This is a genomic window from Nocardia cyriacigeorgica, from assembly GCF_005863245.1.
Taxonomy (GTDB): Bacteria; Actinomycetota; Actinomycetes; order Mycobacteriales; family Mycobacteriaceae; genus Nocardia; species Nocardia cyriacigeorgica_C.
Map to the genome: position 1 here is coordinate 12,984 of NZ_VBUT01000001.1, position 25,493 is coordinate 38,476.

The following is a 25,493-nucleotide window of genomic DNA, read 5'->3' on the forward strand; positions in this document are numbered from 1 at the left end:
GGCGGCGCGCAGCAAACCCCTGCGTGCGGTCCCCTGCCTCAGCTGCGCACCGCCGCCACGAAGCGTGGCTTGCCCGCCAGATCGGGATGCTCGGTGATCTCGGTGAACGCACCGGTTCCGGTGAGCAGGGCCGCGAGTGCGGAGCCGTTGGAATCGTCGTGCTCGATGGCGGTGCCGCCGCCGGGGCGCAGCAGGCGGGCGATGGTCGGGACGAGGCCGCGGATGACGTCGAGGCCGTCCGGGCCGCCGAACAGGGCGCGGTGCGGATCGTGGTCGGCGACCTCGGGGTCGAGTTCGGCTCCGACCGGGATGTAGGGCGGATTGGACACCACGATGTCGACCCGGCCGTTCAGCTCGGTGAGCAGCGTGGGGTCGGTGGCGTCGTCGGCGTACAGCGTGATCGGGGTGTCGCCGGCGGCGATGCGGAGGTCGGCGTTGTGCCTGGCCCATTTCAGGGCGGCCGGGTCGAGTTCGACCGCGTGCACCTCGGCGTCCGGCCTGGCGTGCGCGATGGCGAGGGCCAGCGCGCCGGAACCGGTGCACAGATCCACCACGACGGGCGCGTGATCGTGGCGCACGGCCTCCAGATGTGCAAGTGCCCACGCGAACACCAGCTCGGTCTCCGGCCGAGGGATGAAGACTCCCGGGCCGACTTCGAGTTCGATCCGTCCCATCGCCACGCGGCCGATCAAGTGCTGCAACGGGATTCGCTGCGCCCGCCGCCGCACCAGCTCGCGCAGTTCGGCGAGTTGCTCGGGGGTGAGCAGGGGCGCGAGCAGCAGTCGCGAGCGCGGCACGCCGAGCACATGGGCGGCGAGCTGCTCGGCGTCGGCCCGCGGACTCGGGACGCCCGCGGCCTGCAGTGTGTCGACGGCCTCGAGGATCGCGGGCCGCAACGGTGTGCGGGTCATGGTCTCGACTCTGCCCGATGGCGGGGCATGGCGTGCACTCTTCGGCCCGACCCGGTCACCTTCATAGTCACGCGGGCCGCCTACGCCCGGCGCGACCCGGTCGGTACATGCGGCGACGTCACTCCGCGGCCATGCGGGCTTCGCGGTCGGCCTTGCCGAGCGCGTCCAGCAGGGCGTCCATATCGCCGTCGAGCACCGCGTCGAGGTTGTGCGCCTTGAAACCGATGCGGTGATCGGCGATGCGGTTTTCCGGGAAGTTGTAGGTGCGGATGCGCTCGGAGCGGTCGACGGTGCGGATCTGGCTGGCCCGTCCGGCCGCGGCCTCCTGCTCGGCCTGCTCCTCGGCCAGCGCTTGCAACCGCGCGGCCAGCACCTGCATGGCGCGGGCCTTGTTCTGCAACTGGGAACGCTCGTTCTGGCAGGTCACCACGATGCCGGACGGCAGGTGGGTGATGCGGACGGCGGAGTCGGTGGTGTTGACGCCCTGGCCGCCCTTACCGGAGGAGCGGTAGACGTCGATGCGCAGATCGGTCTCGTCGATCTGCACCTGCTCGACCTCGTCGGGCTCGGGGTAGATGAGTACGCCGGCCGCGGAGGTGTGCACCCGGCCCTGCGATTCGGTCACCGGCACCCGCTGCACCCGGTGCACCCCGCCCTCGAACTTGAACCGCGACCAGACACCGTCGCGGGCGGCGTCGCGACTCTTGATCGACAACGTCGCTTCCTTGTAGCCGCCCAGGTCGGAGTAGGTGGCGTCGAGGATCTCGACCTTCCAGCCGTGCCGTTCGGCGTAGCGCACGTACATGCGGGCCAGGTCAGCGGCGAACAGCGCGGACTCCTCGCCGCCCTCGCCGGACTTGACCTCGAGCACCACATCGTCGCCGTCGTGCGGGTCGCGCGGGGCCAGCAGGTCGGTCAGGGCCTGTTCCAGCTCGCTCACCTGCTGCTCCAGCTCGGGGACCTCGGCGGCGAAGGCCGCGTCGTCGGCGGCCAGCTCGCGCGCGGCGGCCAGATCGTCGCGAGCCGCGCTCAACTTGCGGTAGGTGGACATCACCGGCGCGAGCTCGGCGAACCGCTTACCGACGCGGCGGGCCGCGCCCGCGTCGTTGTGCAGCGCCGGATCGGCGAGCTGGGTCTCCAAGCCCGCGTACTCGGCCAGGATGTCGTCGATCGCGGACGGCTGGGTCACGGTCGGCTTCCTCTCGTGCGTGTTCGTTGTCGGTGGTCGGGCCGAGAAAACACCGACGCCCGGGCCTGCTGGGCAGGACCGGGCGTCGGCGAGGAAGCTACTTGGAGTCGGCCTTCTTCTCGGCGCGCTTGCCGTAGCGGGCCTCGAAGCGGGCCACGCGGCCGCCGGTGTCCAGGATCTTCTGCTTGCCGGTGTAGAACGGGTGGCACTGCGAGCAGACCTCGACGGTGATGTGACCGGATTCCTTGGTGGAACGGGTCTGGAACGTATTGCCGCAACCGCAGACGACGGTGGTGTCGACGTAGGTCGGGTGGATTCCTGCCTTCATGGGTGTCCTCTCGAAAATGGCGCCGGGTCGCTCGCGCGGATGGCGTCGAACGTGAACCGGAGCCGACTAGGCGGGATTGTCCGCGAGCAGCGCGGACGCACGGCGATCCAGTATGCCAGATTCACCGACACGTCTATCGAACGCCCCCGCGGGCCCGGTTGTTCCCCGGTCAGTGATCCCCCTTCGCTATCGCCCCAGGAAGTGGGGGGACGCGCACCGGCCGCACTCGAGGAACCCTGAAGTCGGGTAGTCGGCTACTCAAGAATACGAACAGCTCCGTTCATAGTGTTGGAATCCGATGCACGTCGGCGTGCCGAGACATGGAAAGGAGATCCTGTGAACAGCCGGATGAACAACCGTGTGGCCTTCGCGGTGCTGGTCGCACTGGTCGTGGCTGTCGCGGCGGGATGGTTCGCCGCGCCGGGTGGCACGGACTCTCCGTCGTCGGCGGGCCCGGACCTGCCGGTATCGGGTTTCGCAACGGAGATCCAGACACCGGCCTACCCGGTGGACAAGCAGCGACAGCACGCACCAGCATCCGACACCGCCCTGACGGCGGCCTCGCGGCGCACCTCGTTCGACGGCGCCGCGCTGATTCTGGCCTTTCTGATCGCGGGGGCCGCCGCCATCGGCGTCGTGTTCTTCTCCCCCGCCCCGGTCCGCGGGACGCGTAGCTCGCGTGCCGCCCCGGAAACGGCTCGAGGGCCCCACCGGAGTGGAGCCCTCGAGGCCGTGCTCACCGCCACGCAGCGGTTCGGCGCATCATTCGTCGAGCGCACCCGGTGCGGTCTTGGAGACCTGCATGAGGAACTCCAGGTTGTTCTTGCTCTTCTTCAGACGATCGATGAGCAGGTCGATCGCCTGATGCGAATCCAGACCGGACAGTACGCGCCGCAGCTTGTGCAGCACCGCGGCCTCGTCCGGGCTCAGCAGTAGTTCGTCCTTACGGGTACCGGACGGCGCGACGTCCACCGCCGGGAACACTCGCCGCTCCGCGATCTTGCGGTCCAGCTTGAGTTCGGCGTTACCGGTGCCCTTGAACTCCTCGAAGATCACCGTGTCACCGGTCGAGCCGGTCTCCACCATGGCGGTGGCGATGATCGTCAGCGAGCCGCCGTTCTCGATGTTGCGGGCCGCGCCGAGGAACCGCTTGGGCGGATACAGCGCGGTGGAATCCACACCACCGGAAAGGATTCGGCCCGAGGCCGGCGAGGAGTTGTTGTAGGCGCGACCCAATCGGGTGATCGAGTCGAGCAGCACGACGACGTCCTTGCCCATCTCCACCAGGCGCTTGGCCCGCTCGATCGCCAGCTCGGCGACCGAGGTGTGGTCGGCCGGCGGACGGTCGAAGGTGGAGGCGATGACCTCACCCTTGACCGAGCGCTGCATATCGGTGACCTCTTCGGGCCGCTCGTCGACCAGCACCACCATCAGGTAGCACTCGGGGTTGTTGACCGCGATCGCGTTGGCGATGTCCTGCATGATCGTGGTCTTACCGGCCTTGGGCGGGGACACGATCAGCGCGCGCTGACCCTTACCGATCGGCATGATCAGGTCGATGACCCGGGTGGTCAGCTTGTTGGGCTGAGTCTCCAGGCGCAGACGCTGGTTCGGGTAGAGCGGGGTGAGCTTGTTGAAGTCGGGCCGGCGCTTGGCCGCCTCGACGTCACCGCCGTTGACGGTGTCCAAACGGACCAGCGGATCGAACTTCTGCCGCTGATTCGACTGTTCACCGTCGCGCGGGGCGCGCACCGCACCGGTGATCGCGTCACCGCGGCGCAGCCCGTTCTTGCGGACCAGGTTCATCGAGACGTACACGTCGTTCGGGCCGGCCAGGTAGCCGGAGGTGCGCACGAACGCGTAGTTGTCGAGCACGTCGAGGATGCCGGCGACCGGCTGCAGGACGTCGTCTTCGCGGATCTCGAGCTCGCGGGCCTCGCCGCCGCCACCCTCACGGTCGCGGCTGCGCCGGCGCTCGCGGAACCGGCGTCCGCGCCTGCCGCGGCCGCCTTCCTCGTCGTCACCGCCGCGGTTGTCGCCGCCGCGGTTGTCGCCGCGGCCGCCGTCACGTCCACCGGCGTTCTGGCCGCGGTCACCGGACTGGCCCTGCTGCTGGCCGCGATCGCGACGACGTTCGCCGCCGTCGCCCTCCGGCTTGGCCTCTTCGGTGCGGGTCTCGGTGGCGGTGTCGCCGCCGCCGGCGTTACCGCGGGCCTGGTCGGCGTTGCCGCGGGCCTGGTCGCGGCCGCGACGCTGGCGGCCACGGCCACGCTGGCCCTGCTCACGACCGGACTCGTCGGAGTTCTCGGCGGCGGGCGCTGCGCCCTCGGCAGCGTTGTCGGCGGAATTCTTCTTGGAAGTCTGGTCTTTGGCGCGCGCGTCCTTGGCGTCGTCACCGGCCGGAGCCTGGGTAGCCGTAGCCGTGGCGGGCTGCGAGTCCTGAGCGGGCGCGGCGGGTTCCTTCGCGGGCGCGACGTCCAGCGTCGGCTGCTCGGCGCGGGCCGCAGCCGCGTTCTTCGCCTCGGTCTTGGTGGCGGACTTGGCCGAACCGCGCGCGGGCTTGTCCGCGGCCGCCGCCTTCCCGGCCTGATTTTCCTTGATGGCGGCGATGAGATCGCCCTTGCGCATACCGGAGGTCCCTCGGATACCGAGCTCCCCCGCGAGTGCGCGCAACTGCGGCAACAACATTCCAGTCAGCCCCGATCGTGCGACGTCGGTGTGTTCGCTCATCTTCGAAATCTGTCCGGAGTCACTATCGCGGTCTCCCGAGGCCTGCGGGTTGGAATCCACCCCGGGTGTCGCGAGCAGGTCCGTATCTGTCACGGAGATCCTTTCCTTCCCTCGATGGGCCGTGTGCTGTGTCGAGGGTTCGTTCCGCAGTCCGGTCGCTGTGCCGGGCTCGGATGTGTAGCCGTATCGCCTGCTCCGTCGGAGTCGGAGGCTTCGCCACCGATCATGAAAAAGGTGGGAGAGATCATTCCAGTTGCGCAGCTCCGCAACACCCCCATGGCCTGGAGGCTCGAGCCTGGAGCCTGCTGGAGCGATTGCCCTGATGAAGCACCGGCGTCTGACGCGCACGATGTACGGACTTGCCCAGGATAGCTGGCAACGGTGAGGCTCGGCAAGGTGGACTCGCCGTCAGTGGACGCCGACGCCCTCGGCGAGTCCGGGCTCGACCACCCGCAAACCGTCGGCCACGGCCTGTTCGCGCAGTTCGGCGGGGAAATCCGCCGTGGTCAGCGCCAGGATCGTCGGGCCGGCGCCGGAGACCGTCGCGGCGATTCCCGCGGCCCGCAACCGGGCGATCCATGCGGTGGTCAGCGGCAGCGCCGGTGCGCGCTGGGCCTGGTGCAGGCGGTCGGCGGTGGCGGGCATGAGCAGATCCGGGCGCTCGGTCAGCGCCACCACGGCCAGCGCGGCCCGGCTGACGTTGAACGCGGCGTCACCGTGCGGGACCATCTCGGGTAGCAGCCCACGGGTGTGCGCGGTCGAGGAACGATCCTCCGGGATCAGCACCACCGGGCGCAGCGCCGGATGCGGGGTCAACCGGACCGCACGGTAGGCGCGGTTGTGGTGCTCGACCGTGGCGCCGTCGAGGCCCGCGTCGGCGGGACGGTCGGTTTCCGACCAGGACACCACGATGCCGCCGAGCACGCTGGCCGCCGCGTTGTCGGGATGACCTTCGAATTCCGAGGCCAGCTGCACCAGCCGGTCGTTGTCCACGGCCAGTTCGGGATCGAATTTCGCGGCGAGCCCGCACCCGGCCGCCAGGCCGCCGACGACCGCCGAGGCCGACGAGCCGAGGCCGCGCGAATGCGGAATCACGTTGCGGCACACCACATCGAGGCCGTCGGCCCACACTCCGGCCGACTCCAGCCCGCGCTCGATCGCGCGGACCACCAGATGCGAAGGGCCCCAAGGCACATCGTCGGCGCCCTCACCCTCCACCCGGATGGTGAGACCGGTGCTCGTGGTGCGCACCTCGATCTCGTCGTAGAGGCCCAATGCCATGCCGAGCGAATCGAATCCGGGACCGAGGTTGGCGCTGGACGCGGGCACCCGCGCGGTTACCGACAGTCCGGCGGGCAGCGTCCTGGTCATCACCTGGCTCTCGCGCGCGGACAACTCAGGCCAGCTCGAGTTCGGCGGCGACCGCGACCGGGTCGACCGGGATCGCCTGGACCTGCGGCATGCCGAGCAGCGCGGTATCGGGGTCCTTGAGACCGTTGCCGGTCACGGTGCACACCACGGTCAGCCCGGAATCGAGCCAGCCCTCCTTGCGCGCCGCCAGCAGCCCCGCCACGCTCGCCGCGGACGCGGGCTCGACGAACACGCCCTCGGTCGCGGCGACGAGACGGTAGGCCTCGAGGATTTCCTCGTCGGTGGCCGCGCGGAAGGCGCCACCGGACTGCTCCTTGGCCTCGACCGCGCTGTTCCACGAGGCCGGGGCGCCGATCCGGATGGCGGTGGCGATGGTCTCGGGATCCTTCACCGGAGCGCCGTTGACCAGCGGGGCGGCACCGGCGGCCTGCACGCCGAGCATGCGCGGCAGCGAGCTGGTGACGCCGTCGGCCTGGTATTCGCGGTAGCCGCGCCAGTAGGCGGTGATGTTGCCTGCGTTGCCGACCGGGAGCACGTGCACATCCGGGGCCTTGCCCAGCACATCGCAGATCTCGAACGAGGCCGTCTTCTGGCCCTCGATGCGCGCCGGGTTCACCGAGTTGACCAAGCCGACCTCGGGGAATTCCGAGGTCACCTTGCGGGCCAGCTCGAGGCAGTCGTCGAAGTTGCCCTGCACCTGGATGACCTTCGCGCCGAGCATCACGGCCTGGGCCAGCTTGCCCATCGCGATCTTGCCCTCGGGGATCAGCACCGCGCAGCTCATGCCGGCCCGGGTGGCGTAGGCAGCCGCCGACGCCGAGGTGTTGCCGGTGGAGGCGCACAGTACGGCCTTCTGGCCGCGGTACTTGGCGTCGGTGATGGCCATGGTCATGCCGCGGTCCTTGAACGAACCGGTCGGGTTCAGGCCCTCGACCTTGAGGTAGACCTCGCAACCGGTCAGCTCGGACAGATGCGTCGCAGGCACCAGCGGAGTACCGCCCTCGAAGAGGGTGACCGGCTCCCAGTCGGCACCGACCGCGAGCCGATCGCGGTAGGCCGTGATCAGACCCGGCCACCGGGAGTGCACTCCGGTCTGGTGGGCCACTCCCGCACCTGTTGGTGTCATTCTTCGGTGCCTTCCAATCTCAAAACGCTGGTCACAGAGGTGACGGACGGCAGTTCCGCCAGCGCGGACACAGTATCCGCGAGCGCCGACTCCGTCGCATGGTGGGTGACGACGACCAGGCGCGCACCCGCGCCATGGCCCTCCTGGCGCACGGTTGAGATGCTCACCCCGTGATCGGCGAACTCACCCGCGACCGCCTGCAGCACACCGGCGCGGTCGGCGACCTGCAGATTCACGTGATAGCGGGTGGGAGTGTCACCGATCGGCGCGATCGGCAGCTCAGCATAAACCGATTCACCCGGCGCGCGGCCACCGTAGAACTTGTTGCGCGCGGCCATCACCAGATCGCCGAGCACGGCCGAGGCGGTGGGAGCACCGCCGGCACCCTGGCCGTAGAACATCAGCCGGCCCGCGTTCTCGGCCTCGACGACGACGGCGTTGAAGGCGCCGTTGACCGCGGCCAGCGGGTGTTCGCGCGGGATGAGCGCCGGGTAGACGCGCACCGAGACGCGTTCCTTGCCGCCCTCGTCGGGTCCGGGTTCGCCGGGGCCCGCCGGGACGCGCTCGCAGATGGCGAGCAGCTTCACCGTGCAGCCGACCGCGGATGCGGTCTCCAGGTCCTCGGAGGTGATCTTGGAGATGCCCTCGCGGTAGACGTCGGCGGCGGTGACGCGGGTGTGGAAGGCCAGCGAGGCCAGGATCGCGGCCTTGGCGGCGGCGTCGAAGCCCTCGACGTCGGCGGTCGGGTCGGCCTCGGCGTACCCCAGGCGAGTCGCCTCGGCGAGAGTGTCGTGGTAGTCGGCGCCGGTCTCGTCCATCGCGGAGAGGATGAAGTTGGTGGTGCCGTTGACGATGCCGACCACCTTGTTCACCCGGTCACCGGACAGCGACTGGATCAGCGGGCGCACCACCGGGATGGCACCGGCGACGGCGGCCTCGAAGTAGAGGTCGGCCCGGCTGCGTTCGGCGGCGGCCGCGAGTTCGCCGGTGTAGTCGGCCAGCAGCGCCTTGTTCGCCGAGATCACGGACTTGCCCGCGTTCAGGGCGGACAGGATCAGGGCGCGGGCCGGATCGATACCGCCCATGACCTCGACGACCAGGTCGACATCGGCGCGCGCGACGAGCGCTTCGGCATCGGTGGTCAGCAGTTCGGCCGGAATCCCGCGATCACGCTCGAGGTTGCGCACGGCGACCCCGCGCAGCACGACCGGCGCACCGACCCGCGACCGCAGATCATCGGCGTGGTCCCGGAGAATGCGCACGACCTCGGTCCCGACGTTGCCCATGCCGAGCACCGCCACCCCGATCGGCCGCTCGTTTCCCCAGGTGCCGTTCTTCGCGGCTACAGCCGCGTTTGCCTCGGTCATGTCGGTTCCACCTCCGCCTTGATCACGTCGTACATCAGACCTCGAGTCCGATCAGGTCCGCGACGGTTTCGCGGCGCAGCAGCAGTCGCGCCTGTCCGTCGCGGACGGCGACCACCGCGGGCCGGGTCAGCATGTTGTACCGGCTCGACATCGAGTAGCAGTACGCACCGGTCGCGGCCACCGCGACCAGATCACCCGGACCGGCATCGCCCTGCATCCAGGTGTCCCTGATGACGATATCCCCGCTCTCGCAATGCTTTCCGACCACGCGAGCGACGACCGGTGCGGCATCGGAGGCGCGCGAGACCAGGCGGCAGTCGTAGTCGGCCTGGTACAGCGCGGGCCGGATGTTGTCGCTCATCCCGCCGTCCACGCTGACGTAGCGGCGGCGCAGACCACCGTCGAGCGAGACGTCCTTGACGGTGCCGACCTCGTACAGGGTGACAGTGCCGGGCCCGGCGATCGCACGCCCCGGCTCCACCGCGATGACCGGCTCGGGCAGCCCGGCGCGCTCGGCCTCCTGGGCGACGAGCTTGCGCAGGTTGGCGGCGAACTCGTCCAGCGGCGGCGGATCGTCCGCCTCGAGGTACGAAATGCCGAGTCCGCCACCGAGATCCAGAATCGAGATCTGCGCGGTGCGTTCGGCGCCGAACTTGTCGACCGCGTCGCGCAGCAGTCCGAGCATGCGGCGCGCGGCGATCTCGAAACCGTCGATCTCGAAGATCTGCGAACCGATATGGCTGTGCAGGCCGACCAGACGCAGATTGTCGGCCTCGAAAACGCGCGCCAGGGCCTGCATGGCGTCGCCACCGGCGATGGAGAAACCGAACTTCTGGTCCTCGTGCGCGGTCGAAATGTATTCGTGGGTATGGGCTTCCACGCCGACGGTGACGCGAACCAGCACGTCCTGCACCACACCGGCGCGCCCGGCCACGGCCTCGAGCCGTTCGATCTCGATCAGCGAGTCGACCACCACGTGCCCGACCCCGGCCGCGACCGCGGCCTCCAGCTCGGCAACGGATTTGTTGTTGCCGTGTAAGGCGATTCGTTCGGCCGGGAAGCCGCCGTTGAGCGCGACGGCGAGCTCGCCGCCGGAGCACACGTCCAGCGACAGGCCCTCGTCGCGGATCCAGCGCGCGACCTCACCGCACAGGAACGCCTTGGAGGCGTAGTGCACCTTGGCGTTCGGACCGAACGCGCGCACCATGTCACGGCAGCGGGAACGGAAGTCGTCCTCGTCGATGACGAACAGCGGCGTGCCGAATTCGGCGGCCAGTTCGGTGACCGGGATGCCGGCCAGCCGCACCACACCGTCCTCGCCGCGAGTGGCGTTGCGCGGCCACACATGCGCGGGCAGCTCGATGAGCTGCTTCGGGTCGCCCGGGCGCTGCGGCAGATTCGGCGCGTGCGGGATCTCGGCGTGCCGGGGTCCGGCAGGATGGGCGCTCACTTGTTCTCCTCCGTGACCGGTGCGTTCGATGCCGTGGTGTTCACATGCGCTCCGGGGCGGAGACGCCGAGCAGGGCCAGACCGTTGGCCAGCACCTGCTTGGTCGCGTTCACCAGCGCGAGACGGGCGACGTTGGTCGGCGAGACGGGCTCGTCGCCCAACGGCAGCACGCGCAGCGACTTGTTGGTCTGGAACGGGTGGTAGGCCCCGGCCAGTTCCTCCAGGTAGCGGGCGACCCGGTGCGGCTCGCGCAGGCTCGCGGCGCTGGCGACCACCCGCGGGAATTCGCCGATGGTGCGGATGAGCGCACCCTCCTCCTCGGCGGTGAGCAGCGAGAAATCGGGCTCGACGGTGCCGTACTCGGGGAATTCGGCGGCATTGCGGCCGATGGATGCGGCGCGGGCGTGCGCGTACTGCACGTAGTAGACCGGGTTGACGCTGTCCTGTTTGGTCCACAGATCCAGGTCGATGTCCAGGCTGGAATTCACCGAGCTGCGCACCAGCGAGTAGCGCGCGGCGTCCACGCCGATGGCCTCGACCAGGTCGTCGAGGGTGACGACGGTGCCCGCACGCTTGCTCATGCGCACCGCGACGCCGTCGCGCAGCAGGTTCACCATCTGGCCGATGAGCACCTCGACGGTGGCCGGGTCGTCGCCGAACGCGGCGGCGGCGGCCTTCAACCGGCCGATGTAGCCGTGATGGTCGGCGCCGAGCATGTAGATGCACAGGTCGAAGCCGCGGGCGCGCTTGTTCTGGAAGTAGGCGATGTCACCGGCGATGTAGGCGGCGTTGCCGTCGCTCTTGATGACGACGCGGTCCTGGTCGTCGCCGTATTCGGAGCTCGCGATCCACCAGGCGCCGTCCTTTTCGTACAGGTCGCCGGAGTTCTTGAGGGTGTTCACCGCCTCGTCGACCGCACCGGAGGCGAACAGCGAGCTCTCGTTGAAGTACACGTCGAAGTCGGTGCCGAAATCGTGCAGCGTCTTCTTGATGTGGGCGAACATCAGCTCCACGCCCTCGGCGCGGAACCGTTCCAGCCGCAGTTCGGGCTCGATATCGAGCACACCGGGATGCTCGGCGACGATCTTGTCCGCGATCTCCTTGATGTAGGCGCCCGCGTAACCCTTCTCCGGGGTCGGGGCGCCGGTGGCGGCCGCGACCAGCGATTCGGCGAAGCGGTCGATCTGCGCGCCGTGATCGTTGAAGTAGTACTCGCGCACCACATCGGCGCCCTGGGCGGCGAGGATGCGGCCGAGCGCGTCACCGACGGCGGCCCAGCGGGTGCCGCCCAGATGCACCGGACCGGTCGGGTTGGCGGAGACGAACTCCAGGTTGATCTTGGTGCCGGCCAGGGTGTCGGCGGTGCCGTAGGCCGCACCGGCCTTGCGCACCTGCTCGAGGATCGCGCCCTGCGCGGAGGCGGCGAGGCGGATGTTGAGGAAGCCGGGGCCCGCGACCTCGGCCGCGGCGACGGCGTCGGTGGCGTCGAGCGCTTCGGCCAGCCAGGTGGCCAGATCGCGCGGATTGGTTCCGGCCTTCTTGGCGACACGCATGGCCAGATTCGTGGCATAGTCGCCGTGTTCCGGATTACGGGGACGCTCCACGGTGACCTCGTCGGGCAGGACCGCCGGGTCCAGTCCACGTTCGACAAGCACCTTCGCCGCGGTCGCGTGAAGGAGATCTGCAAGGTCAGCTGGAGTCACGAGTCTCTATCCTATGGTCTGGGCAGGTGTGCACCACGAGTGGGCACCAGGTGTTCGTCCTCACGCGGGCACCGCGCACACGACCGTCCACCACGTCGAAAGAGCACGATCAGCGATGCCGAGCAAGACCAGCGCCACGTCGGCCAAGGCCGTGAAGGCCGCGGGAAAGGCGGCGCCCGGCCGGAAAAAGGGCAGCGGCAAGGGTAAAGCTACACGTCAGCGCCAGATTCCCTGGCTGGCCATCGGCGCAGCCGCCGTGATCATCGCGCTGATCGGCGCCCTGGCCTACAACCTGGTACCGAAGTACCAGGAGGCGGCGGAACTGGAGAAGTTCACCCCCAGCGAGGACAACCAGGACCCCTCGCTCGCCATCGACGGCGTGGTGAAGAAGGAATACCCGGCCGGCCTGCACATCCAGCCGAACCAGCGGGTGGCCTACGACCAGAGCCCGCCCTTCGGCGGACCGCACGACAGCTCCTGGGCCACCTGCACCGGCATCGTCTACGACAAGCCGATCCGGGTGGAGAACGCGGTGCACTCGCTCGAACACGGCGCGGTGTGGATCACCTACAACCCGGACAAGGTCGACGCCGCGGGCATCGAGACGCTGGCGAGCAAGGTCAAGGGCGAGCAGTACACCATGATGTCGCCCTACCCCGGCCAGGATTCGGCCGTCGCACTGCAATCGTGGGGCCATCAGCTCAAGCTCGACAGCGCCGACGACAAGCGCGTCGGCCAGTTCATCACCGCGCTCCGGCTGAATTCCTACGCCTACCCCGAGGTCGGCGCGGACTGCTCGACCATCGTCTTCGACACCGAGAACCCGCCGCCGTTCGATCCCACTCCCCCAGGTGATGACGCGGTGCCGATGGACGGCGGCGGCATCACGCCCGATCCGACCGAACTCGGTGGCATGCCGGGTGGGGTTCCGGGTGTTCCCGGTGTTCCCGGCATCCCCGGACTGCCTGGTGGTCTGCCCGGTATGCCGGGTGGTGCGCCGGTGCCCGGTGGCGCGCCGGTTCCGGGAGGTGCGCCGGTTCCGCCCGCTCCGCAGGGCGCGCAGCCGGGCGCGGGTCAGTAGATGGGATCGACGGACCGGCCGGAGGACTCCGAGGAGACCGCGGCCCGGGATTCTTCCGGCGCGGCGACCGACGCCACCGGTGAACCCGACGCGGTCGGCACCGACGTGGATCCGGAGACCGAGACCGAGACCGACGCGGACTCCGGATTCTCCGGTCAGCTGCGGCGCCAGCGCACCGCCCTGCTGGTGATCGGTGTTATCGGGGCGATGGTGCTCGGCTTCGCCATCGGCGTACTGGCCCGGCAGCCGCTGGACCGCGATTCCAGGCCGTCCCCCAGCGCCGTCGACATCGGATTCAGCCAGGACATGTCGGCCCACCACGCCCAGGCGGTCGAGATGGCCGGGGTGGCGCTGATCCGGTCCGGAGATCAGGACGTGCGGCGGCTGGCCTACGACATCCTCACCACCCAGCAGAACCAGGTCGGCCGGATGCAGGGCTGGTTGCAGCTGTGGGGTGAACCGGCCCGCGCGGTCGACGGCTACATGGGCTGGATGACCGAGCACGGCGGCGGCCACGACCACACCGGCGCGGCCTCGGGGCACGCCACCGAGGGACCGGTGCGCGAGATGCCCGGAATGGCGAGCCCGGAGGAGCTGTCGGCGCTGCGCCGCGCCGAGGGCACCGAGCTGGATGTGCTGTTCCTGCAACTGATGCTGCGCCACCATCAGGGCGGGCTGCCGATGATCCAGTACGCCGCCACCTACGCCGAGACCGCGGCGGTGCGGACCCTGGCGAGCAATATGGACCAGACCCAGCAGGGCGAGTCCCAGCTGATGACCGGCATGCTCACCGCCCGCGGCGCCGCACCCCTGCCGCTGAACTGAACCGCTTTTGGCACACGGCCGACGGATGCGATACGCTTTGGCCGCCCGATCGGACGGCCCTCCCGGCCCCGACCGGCCCGATCCCCGCCCTCGTAGCTCAGGGGATAGAGCGTCTGCCTCCGGAGCAGAAGGCCGCAGGTTCGATTCCTGCCGAGGGCACGTAGCGAGCAAGGCCCCCGACCAGCATCCCGCTGGTCGGGGGCCTTGCTCGTTGTCGCTTTCCGGGGCGGCATCGCAATTGTCGGAGGGCACGAATACCCTTGGGCACAGGGGAGGTCGGCGTTTCCCAGAGCTGGCGGGGCCGCCACCGATCCGTCCCTAGGCTCATCGAGCCGGACACGGACAGCGGTTACCAGGTGTCGTACTGTTCCAGACACACCCGGGGGATACGGAGGACGAACCCACATGACTTACCCACCAGCAGGACAGCCGCCGCACGGTCAGCAGCCGCCGTATGGGCAGCAGCCGCCCTATGGTCAGCAGCCGTATGGACAGCAGCAGCCGCCGTACGGCCAGCAGCCTCAGTACGGGCCGCAGCCGGGCCAGTATCCGCCGCAGGGCGGATTCCAGCAGCCCGGCGGGTACCCCCCGCAGCAGCCGCCGAAGAAGAAGACCGGCCTGATCGTCGGGCTCGTGGTGCTGGCGCTGGTGGTGGTCGGCGGTATCACCACCGGCATCGTGCTCACCATGCAGGGCAAGACGCCGCTGGCCTCCGATGAGAAGCAGATCGAGAATTCGATCCGCGAGTTCTACGACACCATGGAGAACGAAGGCATCATCGCCGCCGCCGAGCTGTCGTGCGCGGCCGACCGCGCCGAGTTCGACAAGGCCTCGCAGAGCGAGAAGGACATGATGGACAAGGCGTCCTTTTCGATCGATATCGACAAGGTCGACAACGTCGTCATCACCGGTGACAAGGCCACGGCCAAGGTCACCGGCAAATTCAGCATCTCCATGCCGGGTGAAGACAGCACCGAGCCGGAGAACACCTCGGACGAGACGCTTGCCAAGGAAGACGGCAAGTGGAAGATCTGCTCGGACTCCGACGACAACTGATCCGCAGCCACTCGTGAGCTGCTGCGGACCCTCGCGCCGGAGTTTCCTCGGCGCCATCGGCCTGGCCGCACTGCTGCCCGCTGCGGGCGCGGTGCGGCCGGGTTCGGTTCTGGCCCAGCCGCATCCGATCGTCGCGGGCGATCTGGAGGTCGTCACCGTCACCGACCGGTCGGCGATCCTTACCTGGACCACACGCGCACCGGACGCCGGCGGGCGACTGCTGCCGGTGCCCACCGACGGCGAAGTGCGGTTGATTCCCGCGGACAGTCCACGGGCACCGATCCAGGTCTGGGCCTCCGAGGCGCGAACACCGTTCCACTATGCGCAGGTCGAGGGGCTGGAGCCGGGGCGGCGCTACCGCTTCGAAGCCTGGTCACAGGGAGTGCGGGCCTCCGCGAGCTCGCTGACCACCCATCTGCCCGGCAGTCCCGAGCTGCTCGGCGAATTCACCATGCTGGTTCCGCCTCCCGGCCGGCTGCTGCGCACCGTGGCGCTGGCCAATGACGTGCATTTCGGCGAGGAGGTCAGCGGCCTCGTCATCGGGGATCTGCCGCCCGGTTTTCGGCAGGAGCCGGGGCTGCCGCCCTATCCGGAGGTGATGCTCGCGGCGTTGCTCGACGATCTGCGTCGCCCGGATCGCGACGCCGGGATCGTGCTCCTGGCCGGGGATCTCACCAGCGAGGCAACCCCCGCCGAGACCCGTGGGGTGCGCGCCCAGCTCGACGGCTGGGGCACAGCAGGCGCCGACTATCTCGCCGTGCGCGGCAACCACGATCGCCCGCATACCGGAGCCGATTACGGCAGTTGCCCGGCGGTCCCCGGAAATGATTCCCATTTCGATTGCTGGGCACAAGAATTCGGTGCACGCCAGCAGCCCGTGGAGCATGACCTCGGCGGGCTGCGGCTGATCGGCCTGGACACCAGCGAGCTCGACGGCTCCGGCGGCACGATCGAAGCGCCGCAACTGGAGCGGATCCGCGAGCTGTTGCGCGCCGAGCCCGAGCGTCCCACTCTGGTCTTCGGCCATCATCCGGTTACCGTCGAATCGGGCCTGACGAACACCGCGGGCCCAGGATTCGTCCTCAACCGCCGCGACAGCGCCCAACTGCAAGCGCTGTACGAGCGCGCACCCGGGGTGTTCCTGCACCACAGCGGCCACACCCACCGCAACCGGCGCACCCGCCCCGACACGGCCTGCGCGGTCGAGTTCCTCGAGGTGGCGGCGGTAAAGGAGTATCCCGGCGGCTACAGCCTGGTGCGGATCTACGAGGGCGGGTACATGGTGAACTTCTACAAGACCCGCACCGAGCACGCGCGCCGCTGGAGCACGCTGACCCGTGGCGAGTACTTCGGCCTGTTCCCCGACTACACCCTCGGCACGTTCGCCGACCGCAATCATGTTGTGCCACGGGATTTCTCGGGCCTGAGCTGAGACCACGCGGCGCCTCGCCCGGCAGTGACGCCAACCGGGCCAGGCACCGCAGCGGCGCACCCATGCTTGGAGCGAGCGGCGGGAATCGAACCCGCGTGAACGGCTTTGCAGACCGTTGCCTGAACCACTCAGCCACGCCCGCCTCGCCTCTGAATACTGCCGGGTCCCCGGCCCTGCGCCCAGGATTGCGATCACCGTGATCGCAAGGCGCGGGCCGCGGCGCGGCGGCCCGGCGGTGGGCACATGGAATGATCGAGTCCATGTCCAGGTCACGTCCGCTACCGCTCGACCCGATCCAGGAGGCCCACCGGCAATGGGTGGGCCACGGCTGGGGCGCGGTGGCCGACGGGATGGCGGCGGTGACGTCGCTGGTCCGGGCCCAGCAGATCGTGATGTCGCGGGTGGACGAGGCGTTGAAGCCCACCGGGCTGACCTTCTCCCGCTACGAGCTGCTCATGCTGCTGAGTTTCAGCAAGACCGGGGCGCTGCCGATGGCCAAGGCCAGTGCCCGGTTGCAGGTGCATCCGACCAGCGTCACCAATACCGTGGATCGGCTGGAGGCGGCCGGACTGGTGGTGCGGGTACCGCATCCCAGCGACCGGCGCGCCACGCTCATCGAAATCACGGATGCGGGAAGGGAAGTGGTCGCCAAGGCCACCGAACGACTCAACGCCGAAGTCTTCGCGCACCCGGGACTCGAGCCCGACCGGCTGCGCACGCTGCTACAGATCCTGGCGGAATTCCGGCACACCGCGGGCGACTTCGACACCGGCGAGGAACCGGCCCGCTGGAGCGCCACCGAGTCGTGAACCAGCACAACGACAAACCGCGCGAAACGCCCAACTAGCACAAACGGCGAAAACCGTACCGTCCATTACTCCTCCGAGGCATCCGCTGGGTAACGTTCCGGCATCCAAGTAGCGAATTTCGCGCCCGTTCGCCTTGGCAACGCCGCGCCGGTGGTCCACCATGGAGCCCATGGTGCTGGTCCTCGGGGTGTCGGCGGGTGCCTGTGGTGCGCGCGCCGTGCTCACCCACTCCGACCAACCCCATCTGGATCCCATCGACCGATGCCAGGTTCCACGACGCGCCGGTGCGGGGATCGAAGAGGCAGTGTTCGAGGCGATCCGCAGGATGCGGGTCGCCGCCGCGCGGCGCGACGAACTGATCACCCGGATCGCGGTGACCTGCCGGTGCTCGCTGCATGCCGACAGCATCCGGTCCGCCGCGGGCGGTCATGAGCTCACCATCGTCGACGAACCGCTGGCCCAGCTGCGCTACCTGCGCTTCACCGGCGCCCTGCCCGATACCGGCACCGTCATCCTCTACGACCTGGGCAGTTCCGGGCTCACCGTCACCCATATCGACTGCCGCACCGACGCGGTGCTGGCCTCGCGCCGCAGCACGGTGCTCGGCGGCGACGGCTACGACGCCCTGCTGCGCTGGCAGCTGGCGCGCGGCGGGGTGCTGACCGACACATCGACCATCCGCAAACATCGCGAAGCGCTCAGCAGCGCGCGGGTGGTGACCGCGATGGACCCGGGCACCGACGAGCGGGCGGTCGTCACCCGCAGCGATCTCGCCGAACTGTGCGCGGCCGGCATCCACCATTCGGCCTCGTTCGTCCGTCAGCTCGGCGAGGAAACCGGGGTGAGGGCGGACGCGATGGTGCTGCTCGGCGGTTGCACCCGCAACCCGACCATCCGGGCCGAACTGGAACGGCTGGTCGGGATGCCGATCGTCTACGACCCCGAACCCGAATACGTCTCGGCACGCGGGGCGGTACTGCTGGCGGCCGAACGGCGCGCCGCCGAGATCAAGGTGCCGCGCCTGCGCCACCGCGGGCTGTCGGCGAGCCTGGCCGGCGGTGGTCCGGTCGGGCGCCGCAAACTCGTCGCGGCGGTGGCGGTGACCGTCGGGCTCGGCGCCACCATCGCGGGACTGCTCACCGTCAACGGCGAAACGGCGCGGCACCCCGACGGGGGTACCGCGCCGACGCCGATGGAGATCGCGGGCATTCCGTCCAGTTCCGAACGCTGAACGACGCCCGCGCGATCAGCGGTTGGTGAACTTCGCCTGCCGCTTCTCCACGAAGGCCGCCATGCCTTCCTTCTGGTCCTCGATGGCGAACAGCGAGTGGAAGACCCGGCGCTCGAACCGCAGGCCCTCGGCCAGGGTGGTTTCGAAGGACCGGTTCACCGCTTCCTTGGCGATCATGGCGACCGGCAGCGACATGGAGGCGATGGTGTCGGCCACCTCGAGCGCGGTGTCGAGCAGCTCCGCGGCCGGCACGATCCGGGAGACGAGTCCGGCGCGCTCGGCCTCCTCGACGTCCATAGTGCGGCCGGTGAGCACCAGATCCATGGCCTTGGCCTTGCCGATGGCGCGGGTCAGCCGCTGCGAACCGCCGATGCCGGGGATGACGCCGAGCTTGATCTCGGGCTGGCCGAACTTGGCGGTATCGGCGGCGATCAGCAGATCGCAGATCATCGCCAGCTCACAGCCGCCGCCCAGCGCGTAGCCGGCGACGGCGGCGATGGTCGGCTTGCGGAACTCCGCGAGCCGGTCCCAGCGGGCGAAGTAGTCGTTCATGAACATGTCCATGTACGACTTGGGCTGCATCTCCTTGATGTCGGCGCCCGCGGCGAAGGCCTTCTCGGAGCCGGTGATGACGACGGCACCGATCTCGTCGTCGCGTTCCAGCTCGTCGAGTGCGGCGATGACGTCATCGAGGACCTGCGCGTTCAGCGCGTTCAGCGCCTTCGGCCGGTTCAGCGTGATCAGGCCGACCCGGCCCTTGCGCTCCAGCAGAATGGTCTCGAATTCGCTCACTGTGCACCCTCTTGCTCGCTGCGGTTACGGATGTCGGTGACGATAGCGGAGAAGTCCTTACCGGCCGCCAACTGGTTGAACCGCTCGTAGATCTGCGCCGCCAGCAAGCCGAGCTGACCGTCGACACCGTTGTTGCGCAGGGCATTCGCGGCCAGGCCGAGGTCCTTGTTCATCAGCGCGGTGGCGAATCCGGGCTCGTAGTCGTTGTTGGCCGGGCTGGTCGGTACCGGGCCGGGCACCGGGCAGTAGTTGGTCAGCGCCCAGCTCTGACCGGAGGCCTTGGACACCACATCGAAGAACGACTGGTGGCTCAGCCCCAGCTTCTCCCCCAGCACCAGCGCCTCGGACAGGCCGATCATCGAGATGCCGAGCAGCATGTTGTTGCAGATCTTGGCGACCTGGCCGACGCCGTTCGCGCCGCAGTGCACCACCTTGGCGCCCATCACCTCGAGCACCGGCAACGCCTCGGCGAAATCGGCTTCCGCGCCGCCGACCATGAAGGTCAGCGTGCCCGCGGCGGCACCGGCCACACCACCGGAGACCGGTGCGTCCATGGCGCGATGCCCGGCCGCGACCGCCATCTCGGCGGCCGCCTTGGCGTCGGCGACGTCGATGGTCGAACAATCGATGAACAGCGTGCCGGGCCGGGCGGCGGGCACCAGTTCGCCGTAGACGTCGCGCACCAGTTTGCCGTTGGTCAGCATGGTGATCACGATGTCGCGGTCGACGGCGGCGGCGACACCGGATTCGACCTGCCGGATCCCGGCTTCGCGCGCGGCCTCCTGGGCGGCGGGCATCGGGTCGAAGGCGTGCACGTCGTATCCGGCGCGCACCAGATTGGCGGCCATCGGCGCACCCATGTGGCCGAGACCGAGGAAACCGATGGTCTTGCGGGCAGGCTCGTTCACTGCTGTCCCTCCGGGCTCGGGGCGGTCAAACCCAGTTCATGGCCACCCAATTCGGTGAAATAGGCCGCGACCTGCTCATCGGTCACCGCTTCCAGGGTGGACGGCGACCATTGCGGGTTGCGGTCCTTGTCGATCACCTGCGCGCGAATGCCCTCGACCAGGTCGTGGGATCCGAGCGTGGCGATCGAGACGCGGTACTCCTCGTTCAGCACCGCCTCCAGCGACTGCGCGCGCCGCGCCGACCGCAGCGAGCGCAGTGTGACCTTCAGCGACACCGGCGATTTCGACAGCAGCTCGGTGGCCGCCGCCTGCGCCTCGGGCCCGTTGGCGCGCAACCGCTCGACGATCTCTTCGACCGTGTCGGCGCTGTAGCAGGCATCGATCCAGGAGCGCTGGGCCATCAGCTCCGATTCGGGTGCGGCCGTGGCGAATTTGGCGATGGCGATATCGGCGGTCTCGGTGCGCAGCGTGTCCCGCAGTGCCGGAATGTGCTCGGACGGAAGGTAATAGTCGGCGAAACCGGCGGCGATGGCGTCGCCGGCGCGCATCCGGGCGGTGGTGAGCGCGACATGGGTGCCGAGCTCGCCCGGGGCCCGTGCCAGCAGATAGGTGCCGCCCACATCGGGCACGAAACCGATCCCGACCTCGGGCATCCCGATCATGGACCGCTCGGTGACGATGCGGTGCCCGGCGTGTCCGGACAAACCGACACCACCACCCATGACGATGCCGTCCATCACCGCGACATACGGCTTGGGATACCTGCCGATCAGCCCGTTGAGGATGTACTCGTCGCGCCAGAACCGGCCGGAGGCGGATTCCGCGCCGGTGGCCGAGGCGCCCGAATCCTGTTGTGCGCGTTTGGCGTCGTCGTGGATGGCGACGATATCGCCGCCCGCGCACAACCCGCGCTCCCCCGCGCCGGTGAGCACCACGGTGCGCACCTGCGGGTCCGCGGCCCAGGCCCGCAGCGCGTCGGTGATGGTGAGCACCATCGCGTGGTTGAGCGCGTTGATGGCCTTGGGCCGGTTCAGGGTGATGACGCCGAGCCCGTCACGGGTCTCGATCAGGACTTCGGGTTCACTCATGCTGCTCCTGCCCCGCGGGCGGCCGAGGTCATCGACCTGGCCACGACCACCCGCATGATCTCGTTGGTGCCCTCGAGGATCTGATGCACGCGCAGATCCCGGACGATTTTCTCCAGACCGTACTCGGCGAGATAACCGTAGCCACCGTGCAGTTGCAGGGCCTTGTTGGCGACCTCGAACCCGGCATCGGTGGCGAAACGCTTGGCCATTGCGCACAGCTCGACCTTGTCCTCGGCGTCGGCGTCGAGGGCGTCGGCGGCCCGCCACAGCAGGGTGCGCGCGGCCTCCAGCTGGGTGCGCATATCGGCCAGGTCGAACTGCAAGGCCTGGTTCTTCAACAGCGGAGCACCGAAGGCCTGCCGTTGCGCCAGGTACGGCACGGTCTTGTCCAGCGCCGACTGCGCACCGCCGATCGAGCAGGCCGCGATATTGAGCCTGCCGCCGTTGAGCCCGTTCATGGCGATGCGGAAACCGTCGCCCTCGGCGCCGAGCCGGTTGGCGACCGGGACGCGGGCATCGGTGAGGATCACCTGCCGGGTCGGCTGCGCCTTCCAGCCCATCTTCTTCTCGTTCGGGCCGACGGTCAGGCCAGGAGTGTCGGCAGGGACGATGAGCGCCGAGATGCCGCGCGCGCCTTCGTCTCCGGTGCGCACCATCATCACGTACACATCGTTGGCGCCGGCACCGGAGATGAACTGCTTGGCGCCGTTGAGGATGTAATCGTCGCCGTCGCGGACGGCCTTGGTGGTCAACGCCGCCGCGTCCGAGCCGACGCCCGGCTCGGTGAGGGCGTAACTGCCGAGGATCTCCATCGACGTCATGCCGGGCAGCCAGCGGAAACGCTGGGCGTCGTCACCGTAGGCGTCGATCATCCAGGCCGCCATATTGTGGATCGAGATGTAGGCGGCGACCGCGGGGCAGCCGGTGGCCAGCTCCTCGAAGATGCGCACGGCGTCCAGCCTGCGCAGCGCGGATCCGCAGACGTCCTCGGCGACATAGATGCCGCCGAGGCCGACCGACCCGGATTTGCGCAGCACCTCGATCGGGAAGTGCATGTGCTCATCCCATTCGAGCGCGTGCGGGGCGAGGAACTCGTCGGCGAAATCGCGGGCGGTCTCGCGGATGGCGCGTTCGTCGTCGTTCAGTGTGAACATCGCATCAATCCATCGTGGGGATGACGAAGTGGTCCGCGTTCTCCTTCAGACCCTTCGGCCAGCGCTGGGTGACGGTCTTGGTCTTGGTGTAGAAGCGGATCGAATCCGGGCCGTGCTGGTTCAGATCGCCGAAACCGGACCGCTTCCAGCCGCCGAAGGTGTGGTAGGCGATGGGCACCGGGATCGGCACATTGATGCCGACCATGCCCACCTGCACGCGGGCGGCGAAATCACGGGCGGTGTCTCCGTCGCGGGTGAAGATCGCGACGCCGTTGCCGAATTCGTGCTCGCTGGCCAGGCGCAGGCCCTCCTCGTAATCGTGCGCGCGCACCACGCTGAGCACCGGGCCGAAGATCTCCTCGGTGTAGATACGCATCTGCGGGGTGACCTTGTCGAACAGGGTCGCACCGACGAAGTAGCCGTCCTCGGCGCCGTCGACGGTGAGGTTGCGGCCGTCCACCACCAGTTCGGCGCCCTCGTCGACACCGATCTGGATGTAGTTCTTCACCCGGTCCACGCCGTCGCTGCCGACCAGCGGGCCGAAGTCGACGCCGGGATCATCGGAGCGGCCGACATTGAGCTTGTGCACCCGCTCGGTGAGCTTGGCGACCAGCCGGTCGGCGGTCTCCTCACCGACCGGCACGGCCACCGAGATGGCCATGCAGCGCTCACCGGCCGAACCGTAGCCGGCGCCGATGAGCTGATCGGCGACGTCGTCGAGGTCGGCGTCGGGCATCACGATGGCGTGGTTCTTGGCGCCGCCGAAGCACTGGGCGCGCTTGCCGTTGGCGGTGGCGGTCTCGTAGATGTACTGGGCGATCGGCGTGGAGCCGACGAAGCCGACGGCCTGGATCCGCGGATCGTGCAGGATCGCGTCGACGGCTTCCTTGTCGCCGTTGACGACGTTGAACACCCCGGCGGGCAGCCCGGCCTCGAGGAACAGCTCGGCCAGCCGCAGCGGCACCGAGGGATCGCGCTCGGAGGGCTTGAGCACGAAGGCATTACCGCAGGCCAGCGCCGGTCCGGCCTTCCACAGCGGGATCATGGCCGGGAAGTTGAACGGGGTGATGCCCGCGACCACGCCGAGCGGCTGACGCATCGAGTACACGTCGATGCCGGTGCCCGCGCTCTCGGTGTATTCACCCTTGAGCAGGTGCGGGATGCCGGTCGCGAACTCGATGACCTCGAGCCCGCGCTGGATATCGCCCTTGGCGTCGGCGATGGTCTTGCCGTGCTCGCTCGACAGCAGCGCCGCCAGCGAATCCATCTCGTCCTGCACCAGGGTCAGGAATTTCATCAGGACGCGCGCCCGCTTCTGCGGGTTGAACGCGGCCCATTCCGGCTGCGCGGCGGCGGCGTTGGCGATCGCCGCCTCCACCTCGGAGGTACTGGCCAGCGGAACCCTGGCCTGCACCTGCCCGGCATTGGGATCGAACACGTCACCGAAGCGGCCGGAGGTGCCGGGGACCTGCTGTCCGCCGATGAAGTGGGTGAGCTCACGAACCATGCGAATCCTGTCCTCGGGTGGTGGTTGAACAGCGGCAGCATGCGGCGCATGCGCAGGTTTACGGTCGTCCAATAGTTGGACGTCCAAGCAAAATGGTACACCCGCCCATTCGGTCGCACCAGACTCAGGCGATATGGACCCCCGACAGGCATAACGCCCGCTAGGCCACCCAGCCGCTGGGGCGCCCTATCCGCAGGAGTGGCCGGCGCGAGTGAGCAGGTAGCCACCGGCCCCAAGGATCAGTGCGCCGAGGATCAGGACCGCGCCCGCGGCGGCGACCGAGCCGTCGGTCCAGTCCCAGACGCCTTCGACGGCAGCGAGAGCCAACGCGCCCGCGCCGCCGAGGACGAGAACCCAGGAGCGTTCGGTCAGGTAGAGGGCGAAGCAGAACACGGCTACCAGCGCGGTGAGCCAGTAGGCGAGGACCATGCTGTCGTACTCGCCGCTGGACTGGGCGCCGAAGACGGCGAAGACCACCGCGATCAGGTACCCGGCCCAGCGTTCGGCGAACGCGCCGAGCCGGGTCAGCGCGGCCCAGACGACGCCGAGCAGCAGAATCCCCGCGCCGACCCAGCCGTCGTCCAGCTCGGCGAAATCGGTGATCACCCCGGACACCACGGCCACACTGAACACCGCGCACACGAGGATCCCGACCAGCGACGGCAGCGCCAGATAGCCGGCCACCGCCGCGATCAGGCCCGCTACGCAGGCATACACCCAGGCCGAATCGGTGTTGCCGTCCTCGATCGCGGAGCCGACCGTGCCCGCCACCAGTGCGGCGGTGAGTGCGAGCAGGACGGCGGCGAGCCGGGTGCGGGCGGCCTGGACGTGGGTGTGTTCGGCGGCACGGTCACGGATCGACCGGAACAGCGCGGCGGGCCCGCCCGCGACCGCCACCGCGATCGCCGCGACCACCACCGTGATCAGCGCGAGGATCGCGACCCGCCCGGTTCGGGCCAGGTCCTCCCAGGAAGCCGCCAGTACCAGCGCGATTCCGGCGGGCAGTAACCCGGCGCCGGTGTAGGCCGCGATTTCGGCGAGCAATTTCGTGCGCGCGGGACGGGCAGGCGGTTCGGCCAGAGCGCCGAGCACGGCATCCAGCTGCTGCTCGGTGAGCGTCCCGGATTCGACCAGTGGGCGCAACGCGGCCGCATGACTGTCGCGGTCGGCGCGGGCCGGACCGCGCGGTGCGCCGTGACGGCTCGACTCGACGCCATCCCGGTCCGCCGATGTCGCACCATCGTGCTGGGCGCCGTCACCGGAAGAATCGCCGTCGGCCGGATCGCCCGCCGGCGCCGGCGCGGCCCGTCTGCCCGGTTCGCTGGAATCGGGAGCCGCATCCGATGCGCCATTGTCGTCGACCACGCGGTCAGTATGTCCGACCCGCCCGCGGTTTCGGCGGTACTCCGGATGCGGGCGCTGCTCGCGTGTGACAA

The 25,493-nt window shown here is 69.1% G+C and carries 21 protein-coding genes and 2 tRNA genes; 7 read left to right on the top strand and 16 right to left on the bottom strand.

Annotated elements, in window-relative coordinates; genetic code table 11:
* Window positions 1–38: 38 nt before the first annotated feature.
* From prmC to argS, 9 genes are all read right to left on the bottom strand, one after another.
* The gene (gene prmC, locus FEK34_RS00075; protein WP_138445855.1) at window positions 39–911 is read right to left on the bottom strand and encodes a peptide chain release factor N(5)-glutamine methyltransferase; all 873 of its coding nucleotides are present in this window, start codon (window positions 909–911) and stop codon (window positions 39–41) included.
* Window positions 912–1,029: 118 nt separating this feature from the next.
* Window positions 1,030–2,100: a peptide chain release factor 1 gene (prfA, locus tag FEK34_RS00080; RefSeq protein ID WP_014349401.1), complete on the bottom strand. Its 1,071-nt coding sequence runs from the start codon at window positions 2,098–2,100 to the stop codon at window positions 1,030–1,032.
* A gap of 97 nt (window positions 2,101–2,197) precedes the next feature.
* The gene (gene rpmE / locus FEK34_RS00085) at window positions 2,198–2,428 is read right to left on the bottom strand and encodes a 50S ribosomal protein L31 (protein WP_014349400.1); all 231 of its coding nucleotides are present in this window, start codon (window positions 2,426–2,428) and stop codon (window positions 2,198–2,200) included.
* 762 nt (window positions 2,429–3,190) lie between these two features.
* Window positions 3,191–5,158, bottom strand: coding sequence for a transcription termination factor Rho (gene rho, locus FEK34_RS00090; protein ID WP_138445856.1), 1,968 nt, complete (start codon window positions 5,156–5,158; stop codon window positions 3,191–3,193).
* A 408-nt stretch (window positions 5,159–5,566) separates the two neighbouring features.
* Entirely contained in the window at window positions 5,567–6,529 is a 963-nt protein-coding gene (thrB, locus tag FEK34_RS00095) for a homoserine kinase (protein ID WP_138446321.1), read from the bottom strand.
* A gap of 25 nt (window positions 6,530–6,554) precedes the next feature.
* The gene (gene thrC / locus FEK34_RS00100; protein WP_138445857.1) at window positions 6,555–7,655 is read right to left on the bottom strand and encodes a threonine synthase; all 1,101 of its coding nucleotides are present in this window, start codon (window positions 7,653–7,655) and stop codon (window positions 6,555–6,557) included.
* Window positions 7,652–9,022 carry a homoserine dehydrogenase gene (locus FEK34_RS00105; protein ID WP_138445858.1) on the bottom strand — a complete coding sequence of 457 codons (1,371 nt, stop codon included), beginning with the start codon at window positions 9,020–9,022 and terminating at the stop codon, window positions 7,652–7,654. Before FEK34_RS00105 ends, thrC begins: the two co-directional genes overlap by 4 nt.
* A 34-nt stretch (window positions 9,023–9,056) precedes the next feature.
* A complete protein-coding gene (gene lysA / locus FEK34_RS00110; RefSeq protein WP_138445859.1) occupies window positions 9,057–10,472 on the bottom strand; it encodes a diaminopimelate decarboxylase in 1,416 nt (471 codons plus the stop codon).
* A gap of 40 nt (window positions 10,473–10,512) precedes the next feature.
* On the bottom strand, window positions 10,513–12,174 hold the full coding sequence (gene argS / locus FEK34_RS00115; RefSeq protein ID WP_138445860.1) for an arginine--tRNA ligase: 1,662 nt from the start codon (window positions 12,172–12,174) through the stop codon (window positions 10,513–10,515).
* A 115-nt stretch (window positions 12,175–12,289) separates the two neighbouring features.
* On the opposite strand from argS, the gene FEK34_RS00120 reads away from it, so the two are divergent.
* From FEK34_RS00120 to FEK34_RS00140, 5 genes are all read left to right on the top strand, one after another.
* A complete protein-coding gene (locus FEK34_RS00120; RefSeq protein WP_138445861.1) occupies window positions 12,290–13,255 on the top strand; it encodes a DUF3105 domain-containing protein in 966 nt (321 codons plus the stop codon).
* On the top strand, window positions 13,256–14,080 hold the full coding sequence (locus tag FEK34_RS00125; protein ID WP_138445862.1) for a DUF305 domain-containing protein: 825 nt from the start codon (window positions 13,256–13,258) through the stop codon (window positions 14,078–14,080). It abuts the gene before it with no gap.
* A gap of 86 nt (window positions 14,081–14,166) precedes the next feature.
* A tRNA-Arg gene (locus tag FEK34_RS00130) sits at window positions 14,167–14,239 on the top strand.
* A gap of 246 nt (window positions 14,240–14,485) precedes the next feature.
* Window positions 14,486–15,136 carry an Rv0361 family membrane protein gene (locus tag FEK34_RS00135; RefSeq protein ID WP_138445863.1) on the top strand — a complete coding sequence of 217 codons (651 nt, stop codon included), beginning with the start codon at window positions 14,486–14,488 and terminating at the stop codon, window positions 15,134–15,136.
* Window positions 15,137–15,149: 13 nt separating this feature from the next.
* Window positions 15,150–16,568 (top strand): metallophosphoesterase, encoded by a 1,419-nt coding sequence (locus tag FEK34_RS00140; RefSeq protein ID WP_138445864.1) that lies wholly within the window; start codon window positions 15,150–15,152, stop codon window positions 16,566–16,568.
* A 67-nt stretch (window positions 16,569–16,635) separates the two neighbouring features.
* Here the strand turns inward: FEK34_RS00140 and FEK34_RS00145 are convergent.
* Window positions 16,636–16,710 (bottom strand) — tRNA-Cys (locus FEK34_RS00145).
* A gap of 118 nt (window positions 16,711–16,828) precedes the next feature.
* Here FEK34_RS00145 and FEK34_RS00150 point away from each other — a divergent pair.
* Window positions 16,829–17,377, top strand: a complete 549-nt coding sequence (locus FEK34_RS00150; RefSeq protein ID WP_249358589.1) for a MarR family winged helix-turn-helix transcriptional regulator — start codon at window positions 16,829–16,831, stop codon at window positions 17,375–17,377.
* A gap of 169 nt (window positions 17,378–17,546) precedes the next feature.
* Window positions 17,547–18,608 (top strand): Hsp70 family protein, encoded by a 1,062-nt coding sequence (locus tag FEK34_RS00155; protein WP_171047981.1) that lies wholly within the window; start codon window positions 17,547–17,549, stop codon window positions 18,606–18,608.
* Between the two features lie 15 nt (window positions 18,609–18,623).
* Here the strand turns inward: FEK34_RS00155 and FEK34_RS00160 are convergent, their stop codons facing one another.
* The 6 genes from FEK34_RS00160 to FEK34_RS00185 form a co-directional block, all read right to left on the bottom strand.
* A complete protein-coding gene (locus FEK34_RS00160; RefSeq protein WP_138445867.1) occupies window positions 18,624–19,400 on the bottom strand; it encodes an enoyl-CoA hydratase in 777 nt (258 codons plus the stop codon).
* Window positions 19,397–20,308: a 3-hydroxyisobutyrate dehydrogenase gene (mmsB, locus tag FEK34_RS00165; protein ID WP_171047982.1), complete on the bottom strand. Its 912-nt coding sequence runs from the start codon at window positions 20,306–20,308 to the stop codon at window positions 19,397–19,399. The genes FEK34_RS00160 and mmsB overlap by 4 nt, the downstream gene beginning before the upstream one ends.
* On the bottom strand, window positions 20,305–21,396 hold the full coding sequence (locus FEK34_RS00170; RefSeq protein WP_138445868.1) for an enoyl-CoA hydratase/isomerase family protein: 1,092 nt from the start codon (window positions 21,394–21,396) through the stop codon (window positions 20,305–20,307). Before FEK34_RS00170 ends, mmsB begins: the two co-directional genes overlap by 4 nt.
* Complete coding sequence (locus tag FEK34_RS00175) at window positions 21,393–22,550, bottom strand: acyl-CoA dehydrogenase family protein (protein ID WP_138445869.1); 1,158 nt, start codon at window positions 22,548–22,550, stop codon at window positions 21,393–21,395. Before FEK34_RS00175 ends, FEK34_RS00170 begins: the two co-directional genes overlap by 4 nt.
* A gap of 4 nt (window positions 22,551–22,554) precedes the next feature.
* Window positions 22,555–24,057 (bottom strand): CoA-acylating methylmalonate-semialdehyde dehydrogenase, encoded by a 1,503-nt coding sequence (locus FEK34_RS00180; RefSeq protein WP_138445870.1) that lies wholly within the window; start codon window positions 24,055–24,057, stop codon window positions 22,555–22,557.
* A gap of 186 nt (window positions 24,058–24,243) precedes the next feature.
* On the bottom strand, window positions 24,244–25,422 hold the full coding sequence (locus FEK34_RS00185) for a DUF2157 domain-containing protein (protein WP_171047983.1): 1,179 nt from the start codon (window positions 25,420–25,422) through the stop codon (window positions 24,244–24,246).
* Between the last annotated feature and the right edge of the window lie 71 nt (window positions 25,423–25,493).

Coding starts and splice junctions, on each gene's coding strand:
- prmC (WP_138445855.1), bottom strand. CDS start 911: ATGACCCGCACACCGTTGCGGCCCGCGATCCTCGAGGCCGTCGACACA.
- rpmE (WP_014349400.1), bottom strand. CDS start 2,428: ATGAAGGCAGGAATCCACCCGACCTACGTCGACACCACCGTCGTCTGC.
- rho (WP_138445856.1), bottom strand. CDS start 5,158: ATGAGCGAACACACCGACGTCGCACGATCGGGGCTGACTGGAATGTTG.
- thrB (WP_138446321.1), bottom strand. CDS start 6,529: ATGACCAGGACGCTGCCCGCCGGACTGTCGGTAACCGCGCGGGTGCCC.
- thrC (WP_138445857.1), bottom strand. CDS start 7,655: ATGACACCAACAGGTGCGGGAGTGGCCCACCAGACCGGAGTGCACTCC.
- FEK34_RS00105 (WP_138445858.1), bottom strand. CDS start 9,022: ATGACCGAGGCAAACGCGGCTGTAGCCGCGAAGAACGGCACCTGGGGA.
- FEK34_RS00120 (WP_138445861.1), top strand. CDS start 12,290: ATGCCGAGCAAGACCAGCGCCACGTCGGCCAAGGCCGTGAAGGCCGCG.
- FEK34_RS00125 (WP_138445862.1), top strand. CDS start 13,256: ATGGGATCGACGGACCGGCCGGAGGACTCCGAGGAGACCGCGGCCCGG.
- FEK34_RS00135 (WP_138445863.1), top strand. CDS start 14,486: ATGACTTACCCACCAGCAGGACAGCCGCCGCACGGTCAGCAGCCGCCG.
- FEK34_RS00150 (WP_249358589.1), top strand. CDS start 16,829: ATGTCCAGGTCACGTCCGCTACCGCTCGACCCGATCCAGGAGGCCCAC.
- FEK34_RS00155 (WP_171047981.1), top strand. CDS start 17,547: ATGGTGCTGGTCCTCGGGGTGTCGGCGGGTGCCTGTGGTGCGCGCGCC.
- FEK34_RS00170 (WP_138445868.1), bottom strand. CDS start 21,396: ATGAGTGAACCCGAAGTCCTGATCGAGACCCGTGACGGGCTCGGCGTC.
- FEK34_RS00175 (WP_138445869.1), bottom strand. CDS start 22,550: ATGTTCACACTGAACGACGACGAACGCGCCATCCGCGAGACCGCCCGC.
- FEK34_RS00180 (WP_138445870.1), bottom strand. CDS start 24,057: ATGGTTCGTGAGCTCACCCACTTCATCGGCGGACAGCAGGTCCCCGGC.